This window comes from Halolamina pelagica, from assembly GCF_001307315.1.
Classification (GTDB): domain Archaea; phylum Halobacteriota; class Halobacteria; order Halobacteriales; family Haloferacaceae; genus Halolamina; species Halolamina pelagica_B.
This window is the reverse complement of sequence record NZ_LGUC01000001.1, coordinates 493,620-516,720: the sequence shown is the minus strand read 5'-3', so window position 1 is coordinate 516,720 and position 23,101 is coordinate 493,620. Positions and strand designations below refer to the sequence as shown.

Below are 23,101 nucleotides of genomic sequence, written 5' to 3'. Positions count from 1 at the left end.
GCTTTTGTCCCCGCCGGCGAACGGACTCGCATGGCTCGCGTCGCCGTGCTCCACAACACGCTCGACTTCCGGGGTGGGGCCGACGCCGTCTGTGCCCACGTCTGCGAGGCGCTGCAGCGCGATCACGCGGTGACGCTGTTCACCATCTCGGCGACGGAGTTGGCGACGCTCGACGAGATGTTCGGCACCGCGACGGACGTGACCGTTCGACGGCCGCCGCTGGGGCGACGGCTCGCGCGGCTGCTCTCGCGGGCCGACGACCGGTTCGGGCCGCAGTTGGCGCTCCGGAGCGCGCTGCTGACGCGGTGGTTCCGCCGCCACGCCGCGGCGTTCGACGTGGCCGTGAGCACGGCCAACGAGTTCGCCCTCCCACTGCCGTCGGTGCAGTACGTCCACTTCCCGCAGTTCAACACCGACGTTCCGGGGCCGGACGGCGTCCACGGCGACGGCGGCCCGAACCGCCTGTGGACCCGAATCGCCGGGCTGGCCGACCGCCGACTGCCGCAGGACGCGACGCTGATCGCCAACTCCGGCTACACGGCGAGTCACGTCGCCGCGCGGTACGGGCGCGAGCCGGCGGTGGTCCACCCGCCGGTGGATCCGATCCCGGGCGCGCCCTGGCCCGACCGAGAACCCGGGATCGTCACCGTCGGCCGGATCGCCCCCGACAACCGCGCTCTCGACGCCGTCCGTATCGTGGACGGCGTCCGGGATCGGGGCGTCGAACTCCACCTCCACCTCGTCGGCTCGACCGCCGACGCGTACCGCTCGTACCGTCGACGGGTGGCGGCGGCCGCCGCGAGCCGGGAGTACGTCACGCTGCACACCGACGCGTCCCGGGCTCGGTTGGAGGCGCTGCTGGGCAACCACCGCTACGGGCTCAACACGAAACACGGCGAACACTTCGGGATGGCGCTGGCGGAGTACGCCGCCGCGGGGATGGTGGCGTTCGCCCACGACTCCGGCGGCGCGCCGGAGGTCGTCGACGGCGCCGACGATCGCCTGTTCGACTCGGTCCCGGCGGCCGTCGACCGCATCGTCGACGCCGTCGAGTCGGGGGCGCGGCCGCGGCTCTCGCCCGATCGGTTCGGCGTCGATCGCTTCCACGGCGAGGTCAGGGCGCTGGTCGCCGCAGGGCTGGAGTGAGCCGGGAAGCGCCGACGAGGAACCCTTACAACTCTGCGGTATCTATACCGCTTCATGCAACACGTAACGGTCCCACAGGACCGCATCGGCGTCCTCATCGGCTCCGGCGGTGAGACGATGCGGGAGATCGAGGAGCGCGCCGGCGTGCGCCTCGACATCGACTCCGAGGACGGCTCGGTCGGTATCGAGACCGTCGGCGACCCCATCGACGCCATGGCGGCCCCGGACATCGTGAAGGCGATCGGGCGCGGCTTCAAGCCCGAGACGGCGCTGGAGCTGCTGGAGAGCGACATGCGACGGCTCGACCTGATCGACCTCACCGAACAGACGCGCAACGACAACGACCTGGAGCGCCAGAAGGGTCGCCTCATCGGCGAGGACGGCCGGACCCGGGAGCTGATGGAGCAGCTCACCGGCGCGAACGTGGTGATCTACGGCTCGACGCTGGGGATCCTCGGCGAGCCCGAGGAGGTCGACGCCGTCCGTCGCGCCGCCGGGATGATCCTCGACGGCGCTCCCCACGGCGCCGTCTACTCGTTCCTCGAGCGCAAGCACAACGAGATGCAGCAGGGCTGGAACGTCCGCGAGCGCACGTAACGACACGAACGCCGCCCACGAACGCCGCCTCGGCCCGCCACCCGGCGGTTCGGTTTTCCGGTCGCGTTCGGTTTTCCCACCCGCGTTCGGTTCTCCAGCCCTCGATTCGGGTTTCACTGGCGTCGGCAGCGCGAACGGCAGGAACTAACAACTATTAACCCCTCCGGTCGGAATACTCCCCCAAGAATGGCCGAGGACGTCAAACCGACCCGGAAGAACCTCATGGCGATCGAGGACCGCATCGAACTCTCCGAGCGGGGTCACGACACCCTCGAGCAGAAACGGGACGGCCTCATCATGGAGTTCATGGACATCCTGGACCAGGCCCAGGACATCCGGAGTCAGGTCGAAACCGACTACGAGACCGCCCAGCAGAAGCTCGACATGGCCCGGGCGATGGAGGGCGACGTCGCGGTGCGGGGCGCCGCCGCCGCGCTGAAAGAGCACCCCGAACTCACCACGCAGTCGAAGAACATCATGGGCGTCGTCGTGCCCCAGATCGAGGCGTCGAAGGTGAAGAAACCGCTCGACGAGCGCGGGTACGGGCTGATCGGTTCCTCGGCCCGCATCGACGAGACCGCCGACGCCTACGAGGAGCTGATCGACTCGATCATCCTCGCGGCCGAGGTCGAGACGGCGATGAAGAAGATGCTCGAGGAGATCGAGACCACCAAGCGCCGCGTGAACGCCCTGGAGTTCAAACTGCTCCCCGACCTCAAGCAGAACCAGGAGTACATCGAGCAGAAGCTCGAGGAGCAGGAGCGCGAGGAGATCTTCCGGCTCAAGAAGATCAAGGCCAAGAAGGAAGAAGAGGAGGCCGAGGAGCGGGCGATCGAGGCCGACGGCGAGGAAGGCGCGACGACCGCCTCCCCGAAAGCCGACTGAATGTCCTGTCCGGCGTGTGGCGAACCGGTCGTCGCGTTCGTCGTCCCGCCGGCACTCCGTGAGCACGCCCCCGCCGCGGAGAGCGCGATCTGTACGTCCTGTCTTCGAACGGTCGCCGCGAGCGACGCGGGCGCCGCCGCGGTCGCCCCGGAAGACGCCGACTTCTCGCGGATCCACGAGTCGTTCCCGACCGGGAAGGGCGCCGTCGCGTTCGCGCTCGTGTTGGGGAAGCTCGACTCGCTGGCGCTGAACCGGCCGGCGATCCAGGCGCTCTGTGACGCCGCCGAGCGGGCCGGTACCGACGTGGCGCTGGCGCTGGAGCGCCTCGCCGGCGCATCGGCGCTCGATCCGCCGTACGACATTGATCGCCGACGCCAGCAGCTGGCGTCGTTCCGGTAAGGCTCGTCGACGGCCGCCGCGTCAGCGATCGTCCCCCTCGACCCGGATCACGTCCGACGCCGAGAACGACGCGTCCTCGTGGTAGCGCTCGAGCGCCACCATCGTACCGGCGTCGTTGGCGGTCGCGACGAACACGAACGCGACCGGCGCCCAGAACAGGAGGGTGGTGAGCGTGCTCATGGCCGGCCTGTTGGGCCTGCGACGCGAAAGGAGTGGCCTTAGACGCCCGTCTCGTAGCGAAGGATGCCCGCGATCCCGCCGAACGCGTTGAGGAGCTGTTCGCCCTTCTCGAAGTCGGTGCTGATGAACTTCGTCTCCGTCCCGCGCTGGTCGGCGATCTCCATCAGGTGGTCGACCACGTCCTCCCGCTCCTGCACCTCGGCGGGCTCGCCGCACTCGGAGCATTCGTGGTCGGGCGTGTTGTGCCGGCGCTCGACGGTCTCGTACTCGGTGTGGCCGTTGGGGCACTCGTACACCACCACGTCCTCCGTCAGGTCCTCCGAGAGCAGCAGCCGGTCCACCGAACCCATGATGAGGTTCTCTCGGGTCGGGACGAGCCCGTACGTGGCCTCGTTGCCGGTGTGGAGGTTCTCGAAGAACTCCTCCATCTGCTCTTTGTCCTCGACCAGTTCCTGGTCGGCCAGCGCCTCCTGGCCGGCGTCGACGAGGTCGTACAGCCCGGACTCGTCGGTGTACGCCACGTCGAACTTCCCGAGCACTTTGTCCTGCAGCTCGTGGTGGAGGTAGTCGCCGTCGAGGAACTCGTCTTTCGTCGGCGACGGGCCGCCGACGAGGATGCCGTCGAGCTCGTGGCGTTTGGGCACCATCAGGTCGTCGGCCATCTCCGCGACCTCCTGGTAGAAGTTGTCGATGGCTTCGAGCCGCAGCCGGGCGAAACGCTGGGCGGACTGACCACCTTTGCGCTGCTTGCCCGGCACGAGCGAGGACGCCGACTTGACCGGCTCGACGCGTTTCCCCTTGAGCCAGCCGACGTTTGCCTCCCGCCGGTCGAGCACGATGAGGCCGAACAGGCCGGAGTCGGCCATCATGTGCTCCAGCGGCTCGATCAGGAAGTCCGAGTCGCAGTGGTAGCGGAACGACTCGACGGGGTCCGGCGGCGACTCCAGGGTGCGGGTGATCATCTCGGTCTGACCGCCGCCGGAGTCGATGGCGCCCGAGAAGATCACCATCCCGTTCTCCGGCGGGTAGGTGTCGTAGTAGCGCAGCCGGTCCTTGATCGACGTGAGCGCGTCCTGGACGTTCGTCCGGGTCTGCTTGGACTTGATGTTGGCCGCTTCGGAGTGTTCCTGGGTGACGTGGGCCACGACGTCGGAGATCTGGCGGTCCTCGGGGATGTAGATGGTGACGAGCTGTGTTCCTGATCCCTCGAACTCCTCGAGCTCCTCGAGGACCTTGCGGAACTCGTACTTCCGGCGGTCCTCGCTGGCCTCTTCGGCGTCAGTACTCATTACGTCAGGATAGGTGCTATCGCGTGTAAGTACCTGTTGACTGTTCGTGTCCCGGTTTCACACCCCCGGAGCGGTGCCTGCGGACGGTCCCGTCGGCAGTCCGAACGGCGTCCGGAGCCGGGAGTGACCGCCCGGAGATCGTCGCCGACCGTTACATCGACTCCGGCGCGGCGACGCCGAGGACGTCGAGCGCGTTCCCGACCGTGTGTGCGGCAGCGGCGACCAGCGCCAGCCGCGCGTCACGTAGGTCGTCGGTCTCGGCGTCGATCACCGGGCACTCGCGGTAGAACGCGTTGAAGCGTTCCGCGAACGTCCGCGTGTAGGTCGCGACGCGGTGGGGTTCGAGGTCCTCGGCCGCCTCCTCGACGACCGCGGGGAAGCGCGCGATCGTGCGGAGGAGATCGCGTTCTTCGGGCGTGTCGAGCAGGTCGGCGTCGATCCCGTCCGGGACGGACTCGCCGTCGAGGATGCCCCGGCAGCGCGCGTGGACGTACTGGACGTACGGCGCCGACTGCGCCTCGAAGTCGAGCGCGCGCTCCCACTCGAACGTGATCGTCTTGCTGGGCTGTTTGGCGACGATGTCGTAGCGGACCGCGCCGATCCCGACCTGTCGGGCGATGCGGTCCACGTCCTCCTCGCTGAGTTCGTCCTCGCGGATGCGGTCGTCCATGCGGGACTCGACCTCCTCGCGGGCGCGGTCGACCGCCTCGTCGAGCAGGTCGTCGAGGTCGACGCCGGTGCCCTCGCGGGTACTCATCCCCTCGCCGCCGGGGAGGTTCACCCACGAGTAGAACTGCTGGTCGAGCCTATCGGTGTCGTGGCCGAGCAGCCCGAGCGTCTCGTTGAGCTGCTGGAAGGTGAGCTTGTGGTCCTCGCCGATCACCGTCACCGCGCGGTCGAAGTTCTCGAACTTCCACTCGTGGTGGGCGATGTCGCGGGTGGTGTAGAGGGTAGTGCCGTCCGAGCGGAGGAAGACGAAGTTCTTCTCGATGCCGTGCTCGGAGAGGTCGAGCTGCCAGGCGTCGTCCTCGTACACCGCCTCGTCGAGCGCCTGCAGGCGGTCGACCACGTCGTCGGTGGCGCCCGAGCGCATGAACCGCGTCTCCTTGACGAACTCGTCGAACTCCGCCGGGAGCCGGGAGAGCGTCTGGGTCATGCCGTCGAGCACGGTGTCGACGACCTCGGTCACGCGCTCGTAGGTCTCCTCGTCGCCCGCCTCGAGCCCCTGCATGATCGCCTCGATCTCGGCTTCGGCTTCCTCGACGGCGGCCTCGTCGGCGTCCTCGAGGTAGCTGTTGCCCTTACGGTAGTAGCGGACGAGGTCGTAGTCGGGCTTCTCACGTTCCGGCTCGGGCAGATCGGCCTCGTCGAACGTCTCGTAGGCCCAGGTGAACAGCGCCATCTGCCGGCCGGCGTCGTTGACGTAGTAGTGCCGTTCCACGTCGTAGCCCGCGTAGTCCAGCGCGTTCGCGATCGCGTCGCCGATGATGGGGTTTCGCGCGCGACCGACGTGGACGGGGCCGGTCGGGTTCGCGGAGGTGTGTTCGACGACGACTGACTCGCCCGTGGGCGGGCGCTGGCCGTAGTCGTCGGCGCCCGCGGCGTCGAGCGTGTCCGCGTAGTAGTCGTCGCTCGGGGCGAAGTTGACGTACGGGCCCTGGGTGGTGATCTCGCCGAGGTAGTCGTACTCCGCGGCGTCGATCTCCGCGGCCACCTCGGCGGCGACCTGTGGCGGCGGGGCACCGACCTCGCCGGCGAGCCGGAACGCGACGCTCGAAGCGAGAACCGCGTCGACACCCTCCGGTGGCTCCTCGATGCCGAGATCGTCGGTCGGGAGGTCACGCGCCGCCAGCGCGGCCGCGACGGCGTCCTCGACCGCCGACCGGAACTCGATGAACATGGGCGACTGTTCCGCCCGATGGATAAAGGGGCTTCCGAACCGAGAGGGCCCAGCGCTGCCGGCGAGCGTCGGCATCTCGATCCCGTGACGCCAGTCGCCGACCCACAACCGACAGACGTTGGAGGGTTTTGCCGCACCCGTAACGGATGCGGGACGCATCTCACATCCAGTATCGTTAAGCGTCTCGATACGGAACTGGGGAGTATGCAAGAGACGACGGCGGGCGTCGACGCCGCCGAGGTCGCGGCGCTGAAACAGATCGCACTCGAGGGGGCGTCGACGGCGAGCGGAAAGTGTCGTGTGCGGCGCTGGGAGATCGCCTCGGGGCGTCGAGTCAGACCGCCTCCCGCCGCCTCCAGCGGCTGGAGTCGGCCGACCTGATCGAGCGCGAGGTCGTCGCCGACGGCCAGTGGATCGCGCTGACCACGGCGGGGAAGTCCCGACTCCGCGAGGAGTACGCCGACTACCGCCGACTGTTCGAAGACGACGCCGCGCTGACGCTCTCGGGCGGGGTCACCGCCGGCGCCGGCGAGGGACGCCACTACATCTCGCTGCCGGGGTACAACCGCCAGTTCGAGGCGCGACTGGGCTACGACCCCTACCCAGGGACGCTCAACGTCGAACTCGACGAGGAGAGCACCCGCAACCGAAGCGAGCTCGCGGCCGTCGAGGGCGTTCCCATCGACGAGTGGGAGGACGAGGAGCGGACCTACGGCTCCGCGACCTGCTACCCCGCGCGCTTGGAGGCCGACGCCGGAGGGTTCGAGCCGGTCCACGTGATCGTTCCGGACCGGACCCACCACGACGAGGACAAGATCGAGCTCATCGCCCCCGAGATGCTGCGCGACGAGCTGGGACTGGCCGACGGCGACGAGGTCGTCGTCGAGATCGAGGAAGCATGAGTTCGACCCACCCGGACGTCGACGCCGTCGAGGCCGCGCGGGCGGCGTTCGCCCGCGGCGAGCCGGTGCTGATCCACGACGCCGCCGATCGGGAGGGCGAGGTCGACATCGTCTACCCCGCCGCGGCGGTCGATCCCGACGCCGTCAGTCGCCTCCGCAACGACGCCGGCGGGCTGATCTGCGTGGCGCTCAGCGACGCCGTGGCCGAGACGTGGGAGCTGCCGTTTCTGGCGGACGCGCTCGAACACCCCGCCACCGAGGCGGCGCATCTGGACTACGACGACCGGTCGTCGTTCTCGCTGCCGGTGAACCACCGCGAGACGTTCACCGGGATCACCGACGACGACCGCGCGCTGACGATCCGCGAACTCGGGCGCGCCGCCGACGCCGCCGCCGAAGGGGCGTTCGGCGCCGACGAGTTCGCGTCGTCGTTCCGCTCGCCCGGCCACGTGACCCTGCTGCGAGGCGCGCCGGGACTGCTCGCGGACCGACAGGGCCACACCGAACTCGGCCTCGCGTTGGCCGACGCGGCCGACCGCGAGCCGGCGGTCGTGGTGTGTGAGATGGTGGACGGCGACACCGGCGAGGCACGCACGCCCGCCGACGCGCGCGCTTACGCCGAGCGCGAGGGGCTGGTGTACGTCGAGGGGCGCGACCTGCTGACCAGGCTCGACTAACTCGCCGTTTCTGCCGAATTTAAGACCCCGCCGAACGCACACGCGGGTATGAGTGCCTTCGAGGAGATGGAGGAGGACGGAACGATCTGGATGAACGGCGAGTACGTCGACTGGGAGGACGCCACGGTTCACGTGCTGAGCCACGCGATGCACTACGGCACGGGGATCTTCGAGGGCGTCCGCGCGTACGACACCGAGGAGGGGACCGCGATCTTCCGCTGGGAGGAGCATCTCGACCGGTTCTACAACTCCGCGAAGCCCTACGACATGGAGATCGACTTCTCCCGGGAGGAGCTCACCGAGGCGACGCTCGAAGTGATCCGGCGTAACGACCTCGACTCCGCGTACGTTCGACCGCTCGCGTACTACGGCTACGACTCGCTGGGCGTCTCGCCCGGCGACTGCCCGACCGACGTGAGCGTCGCCGCATGGCCTTGGGGCGCCTACCTCGGACAGGAGGCGCTCGAGAACGGCATCAAGGTGGAGGTCTCCTCCTGGCGCAAGCACGCCTCCAGCCAGATCCCGACCAACGCGAAGACGACCGGGCTGTACGTCAACAGCATGCTGGCCGGGGAGGAGGCCCGCCGCCACGGCGCCGAGGAGGCGATCGTCCTGAACAAGGAGGGCAACGTCGCCGAGGGGCCGGGGGAGAACATCTTCCTCGTGCGCGACGACGAGCTGTACACGCCCGGCCTGAGCGAGTCGATCCTCGACGGCATCACCCGGGACACGGTGATCACGCTGGCCGAGGAGCGCGGCTACGAGGTCCACGACAACGTGAGCATCTCCCGCGGCGAGCTGCACACGGCCGACGAGCTGTTCTTCAGCGGCTCGGCTGCCGAGGTGACGCCGATCCGGCAGGTCGACAACATCGAGATCGGCAACGGCGGCCGCGGTCCGGTCACCGAGGAGCTCCAGACCGCCTTTTTCGACCTCGTGAATCGTCGCACCGACGACCACGAGGAGTGGTTCACGTACGTCTAAGCCGGGTTCGGCGGTCACGCACCGGTGCGTGACGAACCGCCACTTTATGCCGTTCGAGTAGTGAGGGAGCACCAACCCACTTCATGAGCCGGATCGTCAGCCTCGGGAGCATCAACGTCGACAGAGTGGAGAACGCCACCGCCGCGGAACTGGACGCACTCGAAGCCCAGTACGACTGGTTCCCGGAGCGGGGCGAAACCGTCGAGGTCTCGGCGGTGCCGGCGGCGTTCCCCGAGGAAGCGGACACCGTCTTCCACGGCGGCAAGGGAGCGAACCAGGCCGCGGCCGCGGCGCGCGCCGGCGGCGACACGCGGATGCTCGGGAAAGTGGGGACCGACCACCGGGAGTTCGGCGTCCGGGAGCGGCTCGCGGGGGCCGGCGTCGACACGACCGGAATCGAAACCGACCAGTCGGTCCCGACCGGCACAGCGTACGTGTTCGTCGACGACGACGGCGATAACCGGATAGTCGTACGCCCCGGGGCGAACGACGCGATCGACTGGGCCTACGTCGAGGCCCACTACGAGGCGATCGTCGACGCGGACTGTCTGCTCATCCAGAACGAGATCCCGGCGGAGCCGGTCGCGAGGCTGCTCTCCGAACTCTCGACCGAGCCCGACCGACCGACGGTCGTGCTCGACCCAGCGCCCGCCGAGGGGGCGGCGGCGCTGCTCGACGACGACGTGGTCGACTACGTGACGCCGAACGAGAGCGAGTACGCCGCCCTCGAGTCCGAACTCGAAGCGTTCGACGGCGTCGTCGTTCGCAAACGCGGCGGCGACGACGTGATCGTCGACGCCGAGCGGGCGTTCACCGTCACCCCGCCGACGGTGCCGGTGGCCGACAGTACCGGCGCGGGCGACGTGCTGAACGGCTTTCTCGCTGCCCGACTCGCCGCCGGCGACTCGCTGCCCGAGGCGGTCAGCGTGGCGACGGTCGCCGCGTCGCTCGCCACGCGGGAGCGAGGGGCCCGGAACGGCGTCCCGACGCTCGCGGACGTGCGGGCGTTCGCGGACGCGAACGTCAACGCGCGGTGAGTCGGGGCGCTTCGAAACCCTTACCACCGAATCACGAATATTCCGGACTAACTCGCTGGTCGACGGGACGCCAGTGGGCACCCGATAGCTCGGGACGAAATGTGGTCGGACGGGGCACGCGCCCCGAAAGGCGGCGGAGCCGCCGACATCCCCGACTGAATCGCAAGCGCCCGCACAGAACCATGGCACGAAGCTTCTACTCCCACATCAAGGACGCGTGGAAGCAGCCCGGCGACGGCAAGCTCGCCGAGCTGCAGTGGCAGCGAAAACAGGAGTGGCGCAATCAGGGCGCCATCGAGCGCGTCGAGCGCCCGACCCGACTGGACAAGGCCCGCGAACTGGGCTACAAGGCGAAGCAGGGCATCGTCGTCGTCCGTATCGCCGTCCGCAAGGGCGGCGCGCGCAAGCGCCGACACAAGGCCGGCCGCCGCTCGAAGCGCCAGGGCGTCAACCGCCTCGGCCGCCGGACCTCGATCCAGCGGATCGCCGAGGAGCGCGCGACGCGCAAGTACCCGAACCTCCGGGTCATGAACTCCTACTGGGTCGGTGAGGACGGCTCCCAGAAGTGGTTCGAGGCGATCCTCGTGGACCCCGAACACGCCGCGATCCAGAACGACGACGATCTCAACTGGATCTGCGACGACTCTCAGACCGGCCGCGCGTTCCGCGGCCTCACGAACGCCGGCAAGTCCAACCGTGGACTCCGCACCCGCGGCAAGGGTGCCGAGAAGGTCCGACCGAGTATCGCGTCGGGCAACCGCGGCGGGAAGTAACGCCAGTCACGGCTCGTGAGCTGCGACGACCGCCGTGTCGTCGCCAACGAACCGATGCCGTGACTGTGTAACACCGATCACGGCGAGCGACCTGCCGTGGCCTCCGTGTCACGGCGAGGGAGCCCACGCCGTGATCGTGTAGACCCAAATCGTTTCTCCGTTGTTCACGTCCGAGAGCCACGGCGTTGCCGTTTTGTCCCCGCGTGTCGAACGCCGGCCGGATGAGCGAAACCGACACCGCGTCCGCGGCGGCGGTCGGCGGCGGGGCCGGTGGGGCCATCGGCGCCGGGGCCGCCGGTACGACAGTCACGGATCCGCTACTGGGAATCGTACTCGCGCTCGGGGCAGGAACGATGGCCGGGGGTGCCGCGTTCGTACTCTACGACCGGCTCCGGTCCTGAGCCTCACTCCTCGACCTGCACCACCTGCTTCCCGACGTTTTCGCCCTCGAACAGCCCGAGGAAGGCGTCGGGCGCGTTCGCGAGCCCCTCCGTCACCGTCTCGCGGTACTGGATCTCCCCGGCGGCGACCCACTCCGCCAGATCCGCGCTGGCCTGCTCGAACCGCGGCGCGTAGTCGCCGACGAGCAGCCCCTCCACGCGAGCGCGGGTCTCGATCAGCTTCGCCAGCTTCCGCGGGCCGGTCGGCTGCTCCTCGGCGTTGTACAGCGCGATCTGCCCGCAGACCGCCACGCGGGCGTCGACGTTGAGGCGGGAGAACACTGCGTCGGTGATGGGCCCGCCGACGTTGTCGAAGTAGCCATCGACGCCTTCCGGCGCCGCCTCGGCGAGTGCGTCGACGTAGTCGTCGGTCGATTCGTAGTTGATACAGGCGTCGAAGCCGAACTCCGCCTCGACGATCTCGCACTTCTCGTCGCTGCCGGCGAAGCCCACCACGGTCGCCCCCTGGAGCTTGGCGAGCTGGCCGACGACGGAGCCGACGGCGCCGGCGGCGGCGCTGACGACCACCGTGTCGCCCGCGCGGGGTTCGAGCACCTCACGCGTGCCGAAGTACGCCGTCCGGCCCGGCATCCCGACGACGCCAAGCGCGGTCGAGACCGGGAGCGCGCCCGTCTCGATGCGCTGGAGGTCGGCGGCGTCGGCGAGGTGGTACTCGGCCCAGGTCATGTTGCCGACGACGGTGTCGCCGGACTCGAACTCGGTCCCGGTCTCGTCGACGACCTCGCCGACGGCGGCGCCGCGGAGCGGGTCGCCCACTGCCCACGGCTCCGCGTAGGACTCGCCGGCGTCCATCCGGCCGCGCATGTAGGGGTCGACCGAGAGGTAGCGGAGCTTCACGAGCACTTCGCCGCCCGTGGGGTCGTCGAGGTCGATCTCCCGCAGGTCGAACGTCTCGTCGTCCGGGACGCCCGCGGGTCGCTGGGCGAGGTGGTAGCGCTTGGTTGTAACCATACCCGGTCCTGGGGGCGGGGAGGGAAGGCCCCTGCGGCGGTGACACGGCGACGACGGGCCACCGTCCGTGACCTTATGGCCGCGCGGACCACATCACACGCCATGAGCGACCTCTCTCTCGACGCCACCCAGCTCGACCGGTACTCCCGACACATCATCCTCGACGACGTTGGGCCGGAAGGGCAGAAGCGCCTGCTGGAGGGGAGCGCGCTGGTCGTCGGCGCCGGCGGCCTCGGCGCGCCGGTGATCCAGTACCTCGCGGCCGCGGGCGTGGGCCGACTGGGGATCGTCGACGACGACGTGGTCGAACGCTCGAACCTCCAGCGCCAGGTGATCCACCGCGACGCCGACGTGGGGCGGCCGAAAGCCGAGAGCGCCGAGGAGTTCGTCACCAACCTCAACCCCGACATCGAGGTCGAGGCGCTGGAGGCCCGCATCGCCCCCGAGGAGGCCCGCGAGCTGGTGGCCGACTACGACGTGGTCGTCGACTGCACCGACAACTTCCCGACGCGGTACATGCTCAACGACGCCTGCCAGATCGAGGGCGTCCCGCTGTGTCACGGCGCGATCTACAAGTTCGAGGGACAGATCACCACGCTCTCCCCGATGGGCCCTGCTACCGCTGTCTGTTCCCCGAGGCGCCCGAGCCCGGCACCGTGCCCGACTGTGCGACGACGGGCGTCCTGGGCGTGCTCCCCGGCACCGTCGGCTGTCTGCAGGCGACCGAGGCGGTGAAAGTGCTGCTGGGGCTGGGCGACCCGCTCACGGGCCGGCTGCTGTTCTACGACGCCCGGGAGCTCTCCTTCGAGACGGTGCCGTACCAACAGAACCCCGACTGCCCGGTCTGTGGCGACGGCGGCATCGACGACCTCGCCGGTATCGACTACGCGGGCGGCTGTGAGGTCGCCTGCGACTGAGTCCGCGGCCCGACGCCGACCGGTTTCGCCGCGAGGATCGCCACGCCCGCAGGGATCTGTCGCGGAATCGTGTGACGCTTACACAAGGTTATTCCACTCAAGAACCTACCGGTCCAGCTGTTTCGCCCCTACCTGCCGAATACTGGCGAATCAAAGCGATAAACCGTGATATAGCTAGCCAAAAGGTTTATATGCTTTACTGTCCTACCCTTGGGTGAAGACAGCCCGGCGCCCCCGCGTCGGGATCCTTCGGTTCCAATCAATGAGCACGAACACCACCCACCGCGAAACCGAGACCGAGCGGGCAGAGACCGAACAGGAGCACCACTGCCCCGAGTGCGGTGGCAACCTCGAGACGAACGAGTCGCAGGCCGAGACGGTCTGTGCGGACTGTGGCCTCGTCGTCGACGAAGGCGGCATCGACCGCGGCCCCGAGTGGCGCGCGTTCGACGCCGGCGAGAAGGACGAGAAGTCCCGCGTCGGCGCGCCGACGACGAAGATGATGCACGACGACGGCCTCTCGACCAACATCGGCTGGCAGAACAAGGACGCCTACGGCAACCAGCTGTCGGCCAGCCAGCGCGAGAAGATGCAGCGCCTGCGGACCTGGAACGAGCGGTTCCGGACCCGCGACCACAAGGAGCGCAACCTCAAGCAGGCGCTGGGCGAGATCGACCGCATGGCCTCCGCGCTCGGCCTCCCGGAGAACGTCCGCGAGACCGCCTCCGTGATCTACCGACAGGCGCTCGACAAGGACCTGCTCCCCGGCCGCTCGATCGAGGGGATCGCCACCGCGAGCCTCCACGCCGCGGCCCGGATGGGGAACGTCCCCGCAGCCTCGACGAGATGAGCGCCGTCTCCCGCGTCGACCAGGCGACGTTCAAGCGCGCCTACCGCTACATCGTGCGGGAGCTCAAGCTCGAGGTCCAGCCCGCCGACCCCCTCGAGTACCTCCCGCGCTTCGCCAGCGACCTCGATCTCGACGACGAGACGGAGCGTCGCGCCCGCGAGCTGCTCGAGACCGCCAAGCGCCAGAACGTCCACTCGGGCAAGTCGCCCGTCGGCCTCGCCGCGGCCGCGATCTACGCGGCGGGCGTGCTGACCAACAACGCGCTCACCCAGAGCGAGGTCAGCCAGGCGACCGACATGAGCGAGGTCACCATCCGCAACCGCTACCAGGAACTGCTCCAGGCCGCGGAGTCCGCGGAGTCCGGGGCGGCCGCGAGCGCCGCCTGAACGACCGTCGAACTCGACGGGCGGCGGCGGTGACGGTCACTGAAAACTCGGGTACTTTTCCGCGAAGTCGAACGTGCTGACCGACGACGAGTTCGACCAGTCGGGGCGTGTCTCCACGTCGTACACGGCGAGCCGATCGCCGAGGTTTGCGACGGTCGCCGTATCCCCCAACTGCGCGCCGTTGAACCCCTCCCGGTCCACCCCTTTCAGGCTGTATCCGGAGCCACCCAATGCCGTTCCGGCGACGCCGAGCCGGTAGGTGACGCTGCTGAACTCTGCGTGTAGACGGCTGTCGAGCTCTTCATCGACGGTGATCGCTCTCGGCGACTGGACGGCGTCCGCAGCGTAGGAGGACGCGTACGAGACGTTGATCGCTTCGTCCGGTGCGAGTGCTGACCACAAAACCCGTCCGTACCGCTGTCGACCCTGCGACTCCCACGAAACGTCGATATACTTCCGTTTGACTTCGCCGGTGACGGAGACGTGTTCGACTCCGAGCCAACCGAGCCCACCGATCGCCGTGAGGCCGGCAGCGAGAAGGAAGCTACGTCTTGCGGGCATACAGCGGAATCGATCGTGGGGCCCTAAAAGCACACTGCCGGCCTGAACGGACACGGTACGCTTCGAGTGGCTATTCAGGTCGTTCCCAACCGCGCTGACCGCAATAACGCGCTGCTGTGCCCGTCCGCGGGACGGATCGGTGGAAGCTCGAACCGGATTGCTACGTGCCGTTCTGGCAGGAGCGACGGGGAAAAAGCGAACTCGCCGGCTAGCGAAGGCCGCCGAGGATCTCGTAATCCTCGTCCGGCTCGTACCGGCGGAACAGCAGGCTGTTCGTCAGCACCGACACCGACGAGAACGCCATCGCGCCAGCGGCGAGCACCGGCTGGAGCAGCCCCAGCGACGCCAGCGGGATCATCGCCGTGTTGTACCCCAGCGCCCAGACGAGGTTCTGCTTGATCTTCTGCAGCGTCGCGTCGGAGATCCGGATCGCCTTCACCACGTCGACAGGATCGTCCCGCATCAGCGTCACGTCGGCGGCCTCGATGGCCACGTCGGTGCCCGACCCGATCGCGGTCCCGACGTAGGCGACCGCCAGCGCCGGCGCGTCGTTGACGCCGTCGCCGACCATCATCGCCTGGCGGCCCTCGTCCTGGATCGCTTCGACGGCGTCGGACTTGTCCGCGGGCAGCACCTCCGCGCGGACGTTGTCGGGGTCGATGCCGACCTGCTCGGCGACCGCGCGGGCCGTCCGCTCGTTGTCGCCGGTGAGCATCATCACGTCGATGCCACGGCCGCGAAGCTGGCTCACGGCCGACTTCGCGCTCTCTTTCACCGTGTCGGCGTCGGCGACGACGCCGACCAGTTCGCCCTCGTAGGCGACCAGCATCGCCGTCTTCCCCTCGCTCTCGAGTCGCTCCATCGTCTCCGCGGCGGGGTCGGGGTCGACGCCGTTCTCGCGGAGCAGCTTCCGGTTGCCGACCAGCACCTCGCCGCCGCCGTCGGACGAATCCGACGTGCCTCCGGCGTCGCCGGAGACGTCGACGGTCGCCCGGATCCCGTGACCGGGGACGTTCTCGAAGCTCTCGGGCGAGCCGACCTCGATCCCGCGTTCTTCGGCGCCCTCGACGATCGCCTGGGCCAGCGGGTGTTCGCTCCCGCTCTCGGCCGTCGCCGCGAACCGCAGCACGTCGTCCTCGTCGAGCCGCTCGCGTTCGGCCAGCTGGCCGCCGTCGGGTGCGGCGTCGGCGTCACCGCCACCGCTGCGGGCCCCCGCTTTTCCGTCGAACACGACCACGTCGGTGAGCTCCATCTCGCCCTCGGTGAGCGTCCCGGTCTTGTCGAACACGACCGTGTCCACGTCCTTCGCGCGCTCGAGGATGTCGCCGCCCTTGAACAGCACGCCGTTCTGGGCGCCGATCGTCGTCCCGACCATCGTCGCGGCGGGCGTCGCGAGCCCGAGCGCACAGGGACAGGCGATCAGCACCGCGGACGCGAACACGACGATCGCGAACTCGAACACCGAGACGGCCCCGCCCGCGACCGCCGGGCCGCCGGCGACCAGCCCCCACAGCGGGAGCGCGCCGACGACCCCGGCCAGCGCCTGGGGGAACAGGTACCAGACGATCCCCCAGAACACCGCGTTGACGATCACCGCCGGCACGAAGTACGCGGAGATGCGGTCGGCGAGGTTCTGGATGTCGGGCTGGCGGGACTGGGCCTCCTTCACCGTCTGGACGATCTGCTGGAGCGCCGTGTCCGCGCCGACTTTCGTCGCCTCGACGACCAGCACGCCGTTCTCGTTGATCGTCGAGCCGACGACCTCGTCGCCCTCGGTCTTCTCGACGGGGACGGATTCCCCGGTGACCATCGACTCGTCGACGGCGGACTGGCCGTCGACGACCACGCCGTCGGTGGGGATCTGCTCGCCCGGCCGGACCTTCATCCGGTCGCCGACCGCGACGTCCTCGAGCGGGATCTCCTGCTCGGTCCCGTCCTCGTCGACGACGGTCGCGGTGTCGGCCTCCATCTCCAGCAGCGTCCGGAGCGCCTCGCCGGCCTGGCCCTTCGAGCGGGCCTCGAGGTAGTTCCCGAGCGTGATGAACACGAGGATCAGCGCCGCCGTGTCGAAGTAGAGGCTGCCCGCGATCAGTTCCACGAGCACCGCGACGGAGTAGGCGTACGCGGTCGTCGACCCGAGCGCGATCAGCACGTCCATGTTGGCGCGCCCGTTCGTGACGAGCGCGTTGTAGGAGTTCCTGTAGAACGGCCGGCCGAGCACGACCTGGACGGGCGTCGCGAGCCCAAACATCACCCAGCCCAGCGGCACGCCCAGCAACGAGTCGCCGAGCAGGCTGTCGAAGAAGAAGTGCTCGAGCAGGAAGAACAAAAGCGGCACCGACAGCGCGGCGCCGAACAGCGTCAGCCGGAGCTGTTTACTGATCTCCTCGTTGCGGGCGGCGTCGCGGGCGGACTCGCCTTCGTCGTCGTCGCCGTCCTCGCGAACGGGCGTGTACCCTGCGGCCTCGATCGCATCGTACATCGCCGAGAGCGACGTGTCCTCGGGTTGTAGGTGACCTGTCCCTCGTCGGTCGCGTAGTTCACCTCGGCGTCGACGACGCCCGGGAGGTCCTCGAGCGCCTCCTCGTTGGCCTCCGCGCAGTTCGCACACGACATGTCGGAGATGGCGATCGACACCGTCTCCGAGACGACGCCGTAGCCGGCGCCCTCGATGGCGTCGTAGAGCTCGCCGAGCGACACCTCCTCGGGGTCGTACTCGACGGAGCCCTCGTCGGTGGCGTAGTTGACACTCGCCTCCTCGACGCCGTCGATCAGTTCCAGGGCGTCCCCCACTGTCGCCGAACAGTTGGCGCAGGACATCCCCGTGATGTTCAGTTGTGCTGTCCGCGTTTCCATGAGTATCTACCTGTAGGGGCTCCTCCCTTAGTGCGTTTGCGCCTTCGCATCGAATGTTTGAGAGGATACTTACTTTGGGATCCAAACCGAATCTGGCCCCTGAACGGTCGAACCGTCCCACGTCGGCCGGCCGGCACGGCGGCGCCGGCGCGTCGTCGACGTGGCCCGACGGAGCCCGGCGGGCAGACGCGGCCTGACAACGACTGCGCGAGCGAAACCGGTATCCCCACAGGTCGGTTAGCGCCGCTAAATGGACTGTGACCGGTGTGGGTCCGAGGCGGTGATGCACGCCGCCTACTCCGGCGCCCACCTCTGTGCGGAGCACTTCACGCGGTCGGTCGAGAAGCGGGTGCGCCGCCGGGTGCGCGAGGACAGCCTCGTCTCCCGCGAGGCGACGCCCGAGGAGCCGGAGACGTGGGTGATCGGGCTCTCCGGCGGGAAGGACTCGGTCGTACTCACCGAGATCCTGGCGGAGACGTTCGGCGAGGACCCCCGTATCGAGCTCGTCGCGCTGTCGATCCACGAGGGGATCGAGGGGTACCGCGACGAGTCGCTGGCCGCGAGCGAGGAGCTCACCGAGGACCTGGGGATCGAACACGAGGTCGTCGGCTACGAGGAGGAGTTCGGCGTCCGCATGGACGACGTGGTCGAGGACGACCCCGAGAACATGGCGCCCTGTGCGTACTGCGGCGTGTTCCGGCGGGACCTGCTGGAGGAGTACGCCGAGAAACTGGGCGCCGACAAGCTGCTGACCGGCCACAACCTCGACGACGAGGCCCAGACGGCGCTGATGAACTTCCTCGAGGGCGACGTGAAGCAGGTCGCCAAACACTTCGACGCCTCGATCGGCGGCTTCGACGACCGGACGGAGAGCGACTCGTTCGTCCCGCGGGCGAAGCCGCTGCGCGATATTCCGGAGAAGGAGGTCGCGCTGTACGCCCACCTGGAGGACCTGCCGGCCCACATCACCGAGTGCCCCCACGCCAGCGAGGCGTACCGCGGCGAGATTCAGGAACTGCTGCTGAAGCTGGAGGAGAACCACCCTGGGGCGCGCCACTCGATCATGTCCGGCTACGAGGAGCTGGCCGAGTTGGCGGCTGACGCGTACGGCGGCGACGAGGAGGGGAACCTCGGCGAGTGTGAGCGGTGCGGGTCGACCACGTCGGGGGACGTCTGTCGGAAGTGTCGGCTGTTGGCGTCGATGGAAGCCGTGTAGGGATCGAGCGTCGACCGCCGGCTACCCGACGACGAGATCGGGGGCGACCACCATCGCGATCACCAGACAGAGGAGCAGCGAGACCACCGCGATCCGGAAGGCGCCGGCCGCGCGCCGTCGGTCCGCCGGGAGCGACTCCGCGACCCCCGACAGCACGTTCCCGCCGGCCATAACGAGGAGCCACTCCGCCGACGTATCGGCGTGGACGTAGCCGTAGAGCCCGAGGAAGACGAGCGCACTCGCGAACATGACGATCGAGTGGCCGCGTCCGGACGGTTCGCTGAAGGCGATCTCGTCGATGAGGGAGGGCATGGGGTGGGACTCCCGCGGGAGCGGTAAATATCCGGGGGACGCGGCTCAGACCCGCCCCACGGTAACCTCGAACGGCACCACCTCGCGCCGGCGATAGCGCTCCTCGCCCATCGCCCGAACCACGTCCCGCCCCATCTCGCGCCAGGCGGCCCGGAGGTCGTCGTAGTCCGCGCCCGCCGCCCGGAGTTCCCGCTCGTGCTCAGCGATGCCCGCGCCGCTGGCCTTCTTCGCGGCGCTCTCCATCGCCGGCTCCGAGTACGGCGGTTCGACCAGCTTCTCGTGGTGGTAGGTCCGCCGGGCGATCACGTCGAGGCCGGCCGCCTCGAACAGGTCGCCGACGCGCTCGCCCATCGCCACGTCGGTCTCGACCCCCGCGAGGTACGCCTCGCGCACCTCCCGTTCGAGTCGTTCCTCGGCGTCGACGGTCGAGGACACCTCGACGGCGGCGTTGTCGGGTTCGATCGCCGCCACGAGATCCGACGACACCCGCGCGAACTCCCGCACCGCCGCGGTCGGGTCGGGGAGGTTGATCAGCAGCGCCTGACAGACGACGAGGTCGGCGGCGTCGGCCCGAAACGGCAGCCGGGTCGCGTCGCCGGCGACGGTGGGTAGTCCGGTCGCCTCCCGGGCGACCCCGAGCAGGGCCGTATCCGCATCGACGCCGATCACGTCGCCGGGGCTCTCGGCGGCGAGCACGCGGGAGAGTTCGCCCGTCCCACAGCCAACGTCCAGGACGCGCGCTCTGCTGTCGAGTTCGAGCGGGTCGAGCGCCGCAGTCGACTCCCACATCCCGCGGCGCGTGTGTTCGAGGTACTCCGGCGTGAACTCCCGCACGGGCGTCGGTGATACCGGAACGCGCAAAAGTGAGTCGGTCGGACTGCCCGGCGACGGACAGCCGACAGAGCGGCGGTCCTCAGTCGCCCGAGCGATCAGTCCCGTCGGGCGAGCGCGGCCGCACCCGCGAGGACGGCGACGGCACCGAGCGCCGCCGGCACGCCGAACCCGGGCACATCGGCGTTCGTGCTCTCGGTCGGGTACCGGACGGTGACCGACGCGTCCGATACGTCGAGGGGTGGGTCCGGCTGTCGGCGAACGTCGCGAGCTCGTACGTCTCCGCCGAGTCGTTGACGGCGTCGAGGCCGACGAAGATGCGGAACGACGCCTCGACGGTCTCGCCCGGCTCGATCGGCCCCCAGGTGAACGTCCGGTTGCTCTGGTGGTACGTCCCGGTTTCGGAGGTGGCCGAGACGTGGTTCCAGCCGTCGGGCAGCGTCACCGACAGCGACAGCCCCTCGACCGGCTGGTCGCCGGTGTTGGTCAGCGAGAACGGCACGTGCACCCGCTCGCCCGGCTCGGCCGTGAGTGAGGGCGACTCGAGTGTCAGCGTCGCAGTCGTGCGGACGGTGAGATCCATCTCACCGGCCACGTAGCTCCGCAGGCGGCTCACGCCGTCCTCGGCGACGGCGACGACGAGTTCGGCGTCGACGTCGTCCGCGACGGTCATCTCGTAGCCGCCGGAGGCGTTGGTCGTCGCCGTCGCCACGTCGTCGGGCGGGTCGGCCGCGAGCGCCCGGAGTTCGCTCTCGGACGCGTTGCCGAGCCGGGCCTCGCTGCCGACGATCACCGTCGCGTCGGCGATGGCGCTCCCGTTGAGGTAGCTGACGGTGCCCGAGAGGTTCGTGTCGGTCTGGACCGCCGGCGCCGCGCTCGCACCGGCGGGCGCGGCGACGGCCGCGGGCGCGACGACCAGCGAGAGCAGGGCCACGAGGAGGAGGGGTCGCATAGCGGGCGTTGGGCTCGGAGTGGTAAGTCTCCCTCGGAAGCGGGCTACTTCGTGAGGAGATCGTCGATCGGGTCGGTGGTTGCTGCCTCCAAGCTGTTCTCGACGAACAACGGGATCGAGTCGAAGATCAACTCCTCGTCGATCTCCGTACTGGACAGCGGCCCGTCAAGCCGGTAGCTCGTTCCGGCCAGCTGAAACGTATCGGCCGTATCATCGAAGACTAACTGGTTGATCTGTCCCAGCCCGTCGGGGTCGTTGAACCCGAACGTCGCAGTCACCCGATACTGGTCGTCGCCGACCTGTTCGATCCGGAGCAGCGTCGGCGGCGATCCGGACTGGCGGTTGACGAACGGGCGAGAGGCGTCGCCGACGAACCGAACACGGTCGGCGATGTCCGCGATATCGGCGGCGACTGTTGGCGAAAAGCCGAGGGAGATCAACTTCCCGAACCGGCGTGACTCTGCCGGTTCGAGCGGATCTGTGGCGAGTGCGACCACTGCGGCCGCCCCACGGATCGAGTCGGGGATGCTCCTGTCTCGCCAGTCGACCGAGAGGACGCCGATGGCACCGTCAGGGAGATCCCGGAACGGGAGCACGCCGTCAGCACAAACGAACCCGTCAGAGGTGACGCGACCACCGTAATGGACGTAAAGCTGCCCCTCGGCGAGATGCTGCCGGAGGGCAGCCATCGAGACCGAGCCGTCGTAGGTCGCCACTCCCGGCGGGCTGTCACGGAACTGTTCCCAGGCCCCCTGCGTGAATCTATCAGTCGTGTCCGGGCCGTCGTCGACGAACAGGAGCGAGGCCTCCTCGGTCGACGGTCGGTCCCACCCGACCGCTTTCTCCCACGCCCTCGGCGTGACTGACGCGACACCCGGCCGTGGTTCTGGGGCCGTCGAAAGGGTCGCAGCCCCACCGGATCGAGTCGGTGGCTTCCCGTCGTCGGTCACACGAACGCGACCGATTGCGTGCTGCACGTACGGCAGCACCTCGACATCTGACGCATCGGGGCGGAGCGTCGCTTCGACTGGCCACTCCGGTAAGTACGGCCGAAGCTTGTCGAAGGAGACCTCGAGGTACTCCAGCAGCTGCTTGTCGATCGGCTCGCCGTACAGTTCGGGGGGTAGAACGGGAGCTCCGGCGCAAGTTCGTCGTACTCCAGACGCGGTATCGAGTAGTAGCCGCCGATCCGGACGAGGCTGTCGAGCAACAGACAGCGGGCGAGCAGTTCGTCCACCGACGCCTCGAGGTCGCGACCGGCGCCCAGCGGCTCGACGTGTTTCGAGCCGAGCCGGAGCTCCGCACGATCGTGCGCAACGAGGTCGGCGCCGAGGTAGTACGAAAGCGGCGCGACGCGGTAGATCGACGCCGTTTCAGGCGGGATCCCGATTGTTACGCCGGTATCGGGCACCGAGAGCCTGTCAGGGATGTCCCGTTCCGTGCCGAGTTCGATCGCCGGCGGGTGGCCCCGCAGCGTCGGCCACGACCGCTCTGCGGACCACTCCTTGACCGAGGCACCCAGAAGCGAAACCGCATCCATCAGGTCGGCCGAATCCTCGGTCACCGTCATCGACGAGACAGGCACCTCGTGGGTCGAACGGGCGCCGACCACGACCCGAGTTGCCGTCTCGAACGAGACGACCGTGTCCGCCGGTCCGTCGTCGTTCTCGACCACGCTGCCCCGCATCGTCCCCCGTTCCACGTAGATCAGGAGCTTCAGGGCGGCGTTCACGTCGATGAACGTGCCGTGGCTGTCGATCTCGAACGGCTCCGCAGTGACCTTCCCGTGTTCGGTGCCGTCGTCGTCCCGGAGAAACACCGAGAGGAGATTGTGGAAGCGAAGCGACGAGGTCTCGAGACTCACCGCGTCGTCGACGGGCACGTCGAACCACGCGTCGGTGGCGGGGGTAAGCGAATCGGCTCCCTCCACTGCGACGGTGAGCTTCCCCCCCGGCCTCGTCCCGGACAGTCAACTCGCCTCCCGAGAGCGAGAACGACACGGCCTCACCGGTCATGCGAGCCTCTTCATCGTTACCGAA

22 protein-coding genes and 3 pseudogenes are annotated in these 23,101 nt (G+C 68.8%); 14 read left to right on the top strand and 11 right to left on the bottom strand.

What is annotated here, in order from left to right:
- Positions 1–30: 30 nt before the first annotated feature.
- The 4 genes from SY89_RS02735 to SY89_RS02720 all read left to right on the top strand — a co-directional run bounded on the left by SY89_RS02735 (position 31) and on the right by SY89_RS02720 (position 3,027).
- Positions 31–1,146 (top strand): glycosyltransferase, encoded by a 1,116-nt coding sequence (locus SY89_RS02735; RefSeq protein ID WP_054583054.1) that lies wholly within the window; start codon positions 31–33, stop codon positions 1,144–1,146.
- Positions 1,147–1,200: 54 nt separating this feature from the next.
- Complete coding sequence (locus tag SY89_RS02730) at positions 1,201–1,743, top strand: KH domain-containing protein (RefSeq protein WP_054583053.1); 543 nt, start codon at positions 1,201–1,203, stop codon at positions 1,741–1,743.
- 186 nt (positions 1,744–1,929) lie between these two features.
- On the top strand, positions 1,930–2,628 hold the full coding sequence (locus SY89_RS02725) for a V-type ATP synthase subunit D (RefSeq protein ID WP_054583052.1): 699 nt from the start codon (positions 1,930–1,932) through the stop codon (positions 2,626–2,628).
- On the top strand, positions 2,629–3,027 hold the full coding sequence (locus SY89_RS02720; protein ID WP_054583051.1) for a DUF6276 family protein: 399 nt from the start codon (positions 2,629–2,631) through the stop codon (positions 3,025–3,027). It begins immediately after the preceding gene.
- Positions 3,028–3,048: 21 nt separating this feature from the next.
- Here SY89_RS02720 and SY89_RS17030 read toward each other — a convergent pair whose 3' ends face one another.
- The 3 genes from SY89_RS17030 to argS all read right to left on the bottom strand — a co-directional run bounded on the left by SY89_RS17030 (position 3,049) and on the right by argS (position 6,396).
- Positions 3,049–3,207 (bottom strand): hypothetical protein, encoded by a 159-nt coding sequence (locus tag SY89_RS17030; protein WP_189319098.1) that lies wholly within the window; start codon positions 3,205–3,207, stop codon positions 3,049–3,051.
- A 38-nt stretch (positions 3,208–3,245) separates the two neighbouring features.
- On the bottom strand, positions 3,246–4,496 hold the full coding sequence (gene prf1 / locus SY89_RS02715) for a peptide chain release factor aRF-1 (protein ID WP_054583050.1): 1,251 nt from the start codon (positions 4,494–4,496) through the stop codon (positions 3,246–3,248).
- Positions 4,497–4,647: 151 nt separating this feature from the next.
- Positions 4,648–6,396: an arginine--tRNA ligase gene (argS, locus tag SY89_RS02710; RefSeq protein ID WP_054583049.1), complete on the bottom strand. Its 1,749-nt coding sequence runs from the start codon at positions 6,394–6,396 to the stop codon at positions 4,648–4,650.
- Positions 6,397–6,600: 204 nt separating this feature from the next.
- Between argS and SY89_RS19480 the strand changes: the two genes are divergently transcribed.
- From SY89_RS19480 to SY89_RS02680, 7 genes are all read left to right on the top strand, one after another.
- Positions 6,601–6,777, top strand: a complete 177-nt coding sequence (locus SY89_RS19480) for a hypothetical protein (RefSeq protein WP_394325728.1) — start codon at positions 6,601–6,603, stop codon at positions 6,775–6,777.
- Positions 6,705–7,298: a DUF120 domain-containing protein gene (locus SY89_RS02705; protein ID WP_394325747.1), complete on the top strand. Its 594-nt coding sequence runs from the start codon at positions 6,705–6,707 to the stop codon at positions 7,296–7,298. Before SY89_RS19480 ends, SY89_RS02705 begins: the two co-directional genes overlap by 73 nt.
- Positions 7,295–7,975: a 3,4-dihydroxy-2-butanone-4-phosphate synthase gene (ribB, locus tag SY89_RS02700; RefSeq protein WP_054583048.1), complete on the top strand. Its 681-nt coding sequence runs from the start codon at positions 7,295–7,297 to the stop codon at positions 7,973–7,975. The genes SY89_RS02705 and ribB overlap by 4 nt, the downstream gene beginning before the upstream one ends.
- Positions 7,976–8,023: 48 nt before the next feature.
- Positions 8,024–8,959, top strand: a complete 936-nt coding sequence (locus SY89_RS02695) for a branched-chain amino acid transaminase (RefSeq protein ID WP_054583047.1) — start codon at positions 8,024–8,026, stop codon at positions 8,957–8,959.
- A gap of 83 nt (positions 8,960–9,042) precedes the next feature.
- Positions 9,043–9,996 carry a PfkB family carbohydrate kinase gene (locus SY89_RS02690; protein ID WP_054583046.1) on the top strand — a complete coding sequence of 318 codons (954 nt, stop codon included), beginning with the start codon at positions 9,043–9,045 and terminating at the stop codon, positions 9,994–9,996.
- Positions 9,997–10,178: 182 nt separating this feature from the next.
- A complete protein-coding gene (locus SY89_RS02685) occupies positions 10,179–10,769 on the top strand; it encodes a 50S ribosomal protein L15e (RefSeq protein ID WP_054583045.1) in 591 nt (196 codons plus the stop codon).
- A 221-nt stretch (positions 10,770–10,990) separates the two neighbouring features.
- Positions 10,991–11,170, top strand: coding sequence for a hypothetical protein (locus tag SY89_RS02680; protein WP_054583044.1), 180 nt, complete (start codon positions 10,991–10,993; stop codon positions 11,168–11,170).
- 3 nt (positions 11,171–11,173) lie between these two features.
- Here the strand turns inward: SY89_RS02680 and SY89_RS02675 are convergent, their stop codons facing one another.
- A complete protein-coding gene (locus SY89_RS02675; RefSeq protein WP_054583043.1) occupies positions 11,174–12,181 on the bottom strand; it encodes an NADP-dependent oxidoreductase in 1,008 nt (335 codons plus the stop codon).
- Positions 12,182–12,256: 75 nt separating this feature from the next.
- Between SY89_RS02675 and SY89_RS02670 the strand changes: the two are divergent.
- Together SY89_RS02670 and SY89_RS02665 are read left to right on the top strand one after the other, a co-directional pair.
- Positions 12,257–13,098 (top strand): annotated as a pseudogene (locus SY89_RS02670) (HesA/MoeB/ThiF family protein).
- A 262-nt stretch (positions 13,099–13,360) separates the two neighbouring features.
- Positions 13,361–14,334 (top strand): annotated as a pseudogene (locus tag SY89_RS02665) (transcription initiation factor IIB).
- Between the two features lie 36 nt (positions 14,335–14,370).
- Here SY89_RS02665 and SY89_RS02660 read toward each other — a convergent pair.
- A complete protein-coding gene (locus SY89_RS02660; protein ID WP_054583042.1) occupies positions 14,371–14,895 on the bottom strand; it encodes a hypothetical protein in 525 nt (174 codons plus the stop codon).
- 208 nt (positions 14,896–15,103) lie between these two features.
- Positions 15,104–17,751: pseudogene (locus tag SY89_RS02655) on the bottom strand (heavy metal translocating P-type ATPase).
- A 250-nt stretch (positions 17,752–18,001) separates the two neighbouring features.
- Here SY89_RS02655 and ncsA point away from each other — a divergent pair.
- Positions 18,002–18,967: a tRNA 2-thiolation protein NcsA gene (ncsA, locus tag SY89_RS02650; protein WP_054583041.1), complete on the top strand. Its 966-nt coding sequence runs from the start codon at positions 18,002–18,004 to the stop codon at positions 18,965–18,967.
- Positions 18,968–18,988: 21 nt separating this feature from the next.
- Here ncsA and SY89_RS02645 read toward each other — a convergent pair whose 3' ends face one another.
- The 5 genes from SY89_RS02645 to SY89_RS02625 all read right to left on the bottom strand — a co-directional run bounded on the left by SY89_RS02645 (position 18,989) and on the right by SY89_RS02625 (position 22,992).
- Complete coding sequence (locus SY89_RS02645) at positions 18,989–19,279, bottom strand: hypothetical protein (RefSeq protein WP_054583040.1); 291 nt, start codon at positions 19,277–19,279, stop codon at positions 18,989–18,991.
- 45 nt (positions 19,280–19,324) lie between these two features.
- On the bottom strand, positions 19,325–20,113 hold the full coding sequence (locus tag SY89_RS02640; protein WP_054583039.1) for a class I SAM-dependent methyltransferase: 789 nt from the start codon (positions 20,111–20,113) through the stop codon (positions 19,325–19,327).
- A gap of 79 nt (positions 20,114–20,192) precedes the next feature.
- Positions 20,193–21,062, bottom strand: coding sequence for an NEW3 domain-containing protein (locus tag SY89_RS02635; RefSeq protein WP_054583038.1), 870 nt, complete (start codon positions 21,060–21,062; stop codon positions 20,193–20,195).
- A gap of 44 nt (positions 21,063–21,106) precedes the next feature.
- Positions 21,107–22,039, bottom strand: a complete 933-nt coding sequence (locus SY89_RS02630) for a hypothetical protein (RefSeq protein WP_144427112.1) — start codon at positions 22,037–22,039, stop codon at positions 21,107–21,109.
- Positions 22,009–22,992, bottom strand: coding sequence for a hypothetical protein (locus SY89_RS02625; protein ID WP_054583036.1), 984 nt, complete (start codon positions 22,990–22,992; stop codon positions 22,009–22,011). Before SY89_RS02625 ends, SY89_RS02630 begins: the two co-directional genes overlap by 31 nt.
- Positions 22,993–23,101: the final 109 nt, after the last annotated feature.